The organism is Pseudomonas sp. P4_D7, assembly GCF_056401755.1.
In genome coordinates, this window is sequence record NZ_JBFUIR010000113.1 from 1 (window position 1) to 3637 (window position 3637).

A 3637-nucleotide genomic window follows, 5' to 3' on the forward strand; every position below is an offset into this window, starting at 1 on the left:
GGGCTCTACTGATCAATGACGAACGCCTTGCGGAACGCGCAGAAATAATTCGCGAAAAGGGAACGAATCGCAGCCGATTTTTTCGAGGCCAAGTCGACAAATACACATGGGTCGACCTCGGCTCTTCATTCCTGCCAGGCGAGATCACAGCTGCCTTTCTATACGCACAGCTGGAACACGGGAAGGAGATAACGGATCGGCGCATGGAAATCTGGTCGCGGTATGAAGCTTGGGCATCCCAGGCCGGGCACCCGGCCCGCAGGCCCGTTCTCCCCGCGGACTGTACGCACAACGCCCATATGTACTACCTCCTCATGGAGAGCCTGCCTGCTCGGACCCAGCTCATTGCGGCACTGAAGGAGCAACAAGTCCAAGCTGTCTTTCACTACATTCCGCTTCACACCTCCCCCGCCGGCCAGAAGTACGGCCGCTCACATGGAGCATTGCCGGTAACTCAGAGAGTGAGTGACACGTTGATTCGGCTCCCGCTGTGGGTGGGTCTTGCGGATAGCCAAGATCGAGTGACGCAGGCTATCGATGCTGCATTTGTCCAGGCGTCCGCAGCGTGAGCGCCTCTGCGACCGGTGCTTCGCGCCCTCGAGTTGTCGTGGCGATGACGCAAATCGCAGAGTGGGCTGCTTGGCTCGGCGCTGTGTATATCGCGTACTACACGATTCACTACGCCTATACGACGGGCATCTCGGTTGTCATCGCAGATTCGTGGAGCTTCACGGAAGGGTTCGTCAAGAACTACAACAACCACAGCCTGGGCTTAAGCGACTTCTTTGGRAAGCGCACACTCGGCTATGACCATGCACAGCCGATCCAGCGCGCCGTGCTTTGGTTTCATATGTATTTCTTCCACATGGACTTTGGAGTCGAGGGCGCCATTGGTGGCCTGTTCGCCTTAGGTCTTGCGTGCTTTATTTCGCGCGAAGTTCGCCTCGCCCTTGTTCACACTGGCAGTCCAAAACGAGTGACAGCCGCGATACTCATCGTTGCGGTCTTCGGCGCAATTTTTTCGCAGTGCTCGCGAGGCGTCTTTGAATGGTCATTAGTGACACTGATCTTCGCGGACATCCTCGGCGCGGTGCTCCTGGCGGCATACGCACACACGTGCCTCTTACGTGACAACCCGGTTCGTCTCTTTTTTGCAACGCTGATTGGTTGCGCACTAATGGACACGCTGGGCGTAATGATCGTAGTGGGTCTATTAATACTTTTCTTGATCAACGCTTGGCATTCGAGGAACTGGAGGAAAATAGCTCCCACCTTTGCCGCCGTGATCGTGGCAGTGCTGGCCTACAAGGGCCTGTACTCACTGATATTCATGCGCGGCTCGCTAGGCACCGACGACATAGTCGCTCCGCTAGGCAACTTGTTACGTGATCGCGATCAGGCGTGGAAGCTGTTCGTTGCCCCGCTCGGCGGTGCACTGGTATCCACCAGCCGCCTCGTCGACCTCGCATTCTCCAACAGTCAGGCATGGGCGATCACCGGATTCGCGTCGGCCGTCATGCTCTTGGCTACCGTTTGGTTCTGGGCGACATATTTTCGGCAACCCGACAAGCGACTCCCGTTCATCGCCGCGGCGATCATGCTTCTTTGCTATGGATCGATCGCAGGCGTACTCATAGTCCGCGTCCCTGAGTACGGCTTCGACTACTTCATCCAGCCACGCTACACCCTGTTCTACCTTCTCCAACTGGTAGCACTGCTGATGCTAGGCGCCCACCAAGTGGCCACGGGTCAAGTACGCCGATGGGGACACTCTGCGGTGTGCGCTTCCGGACTGGCTGTGATCGCGTTGTGGATTTCATATGCCGCCCTGACAACGCGAGACGCACCCTACGTTCGTGACTATAACCAGCAGATGGCCAACCAGATTCACGCCCTATGGCTAGATCCTACTTCGACACCGACGGTATGCTCGACCAACATACCTCCATGCCAGTGGACCGTGGCGCGTCGCATAGAATCGATTGCCATTCTATCGACCGGACAATGGAACGTCTTTTCCCCAAAATTCAGGAAACGTCACAGGATTCATTGGGAAGAATCACCGCAGCCCGAGGCGCGCCAGTGAGGCGTCGGCGGTGCGGCGTAGATAGTGTGGGCACTATCAGACAACGCACTTATCGGGTCGTAGTGACTTGCAAAATACCGGGCAATCAAAGGATGAGTTGCTGAAAATCGCCGCTCATCCCTTCCGTCTAACGCGACATCAAGCAATACAATGAAAGCCGGTGAGGCGCACTCAATTCTTCCGATCTCGTCTCGCTGGAAACTCTCGTCTCGTTTGAAAAGCGCGTAAATCTCCCACATGGGGGACTTGCGGTGCATGAGGGCATAGGCACCCGGCCAGAATGGTACTGCCACGAAGGTCTGGCCATTCGGCGCGAAACGAGCGGAGAGACTGCGCACCAAGGCTACATCCGCGGCGGCGCCTGGGTCGACCTCAAAGGTTGTCCCGTCGACATCAACCGGCTCACAACGGATATTCACTTCGCAGGTGTAGGCGGGATGCGATGGGGCCGCCACAAACATACTCGCGGCCGCAATGACGGAGCTCCAGAACACGCGCCCCCAACCCTTACGATGAGCCGCCAAAACCAGAGCGCCGACAAGCATCGGGAATATGCCCAGCGCAAGGTGCCCTATGTCCGCGCGGGAGAACGCATAGTGCGTGTAGGGAAGTGCCAGAAAGGCAGTCGCCGCCAAACACGGGTCTATGGCATCTCCGGCGCGCAGCCGACGCATGGTTAAATGCGCGAGCATCGCCACTCCGTAAATCGGTAGAGCGACGAATAAAGAGCCGACGATGACTTGACGGGCGCCCTCCACGGTCGTCATCTGCGACCATGGCACGCCCCACGGCCAAGGAATGGGTAGCTCAAGATTGGTTTGCGCGGAAGCGACCAACGCGCGGACGCTCTCGAYGAATGCGACCCCAAATCCGTGTACAAAAACACAGGCTAGAAGTATCGGCGCGAAACCAACGGTCACCCCGTATGCGAAGGGGCGGAAGGTGCGAAGAAGACTGGCACGAGGAGATGGCTGCGTTTGATATGTTGGCGCCGATCCGCCCAGAGGCAATTGCTGCCACAGCAATGCCCCGGTACACGCGAAGGCGGCATACACCCCATGGTTCCTGCCGAAACAAGCGGCCAAGCCCACACCGACACCGAGGAAGAAAGTTCGCAGCCTGCAAGGCTGAAGGAACCACCACGCAAGTAGGCCAATCAGCAGCATCGACAGGCCGATGTCGTACAACTTGTGGCGCGGAAACATCCATGCCGTTAACGAGAGTACCGCGGCGCAAAGCGAGAGCCATCCCCTGCCGGACGTCGCGCTGCGCAGCAGCGTAGTAATCACTGCCAGACCTAGCGACGCGAATGCCATAGTGGCAACGCGAATGGCCATCAGGGTGCCACCAAAGGGTGCAGCAAGAGACCAGGCCCAGTAATAGCGCCCTGGGTCATAGGCCATGAAATCCCTTATGGGAACTTCCCCGGAGGCGACGCGCTGTGCGCCGTACCAGAGGAACCCTTCGTCCCACAGGTTGAGTCCTACCCTTCCTTCCACCACAAGAGCAAGGCCCGCTGCCAGGAAAGCCAGCGCCCATGTCGTCCAGAGC

General features: G+C 58.0%; 3 protein-coding genes. 2 read left to right on the forward strand and 1 reads right to left on the reverse strand.

Going from position 1 to position 3637, the window contains the following annotated elements; translation table 11 throughout:
* Nucleotides 1–569, forward strand: a 569-nt coding sequence (locus tag AC1DVF_RS28650; RefSeq protein WP_477783563.1) for a DegT/DnrJ/EryC1/StrS family aminotransferase, incomplete at its 5' end; no start/stop codon positions are given.
* Between the two features lie 38 nt (nucleotides 570–607).
* Nucleotides 608–2086 carry a hypothetical protein gene (locus AC1DVF_RS28655; RefSeq protein WP_477783564.1) on the forward strand — a complete coding sequence of 493 codons (1479 nt, stop codon included), beginning with the start codon at nucleotides 608–610 and terminating at the stop codon, nucleotides 2084–2086.
* Here AC1DVF_RS28655 and AC1DVF_RS28660 read toward each other — a convergent pair.
* Nucleotides 2047–3637: hypothetical protein (locus AC1DVF_RS28660; protein ID WP_477783565.1), on the reverse strand; the 1591-nt coding region annotated here is incomplete at its 5' end. The genes AC1DVF_RS28655 and AC1DVF_RS28660 overlap by 40 nt on opposite strands.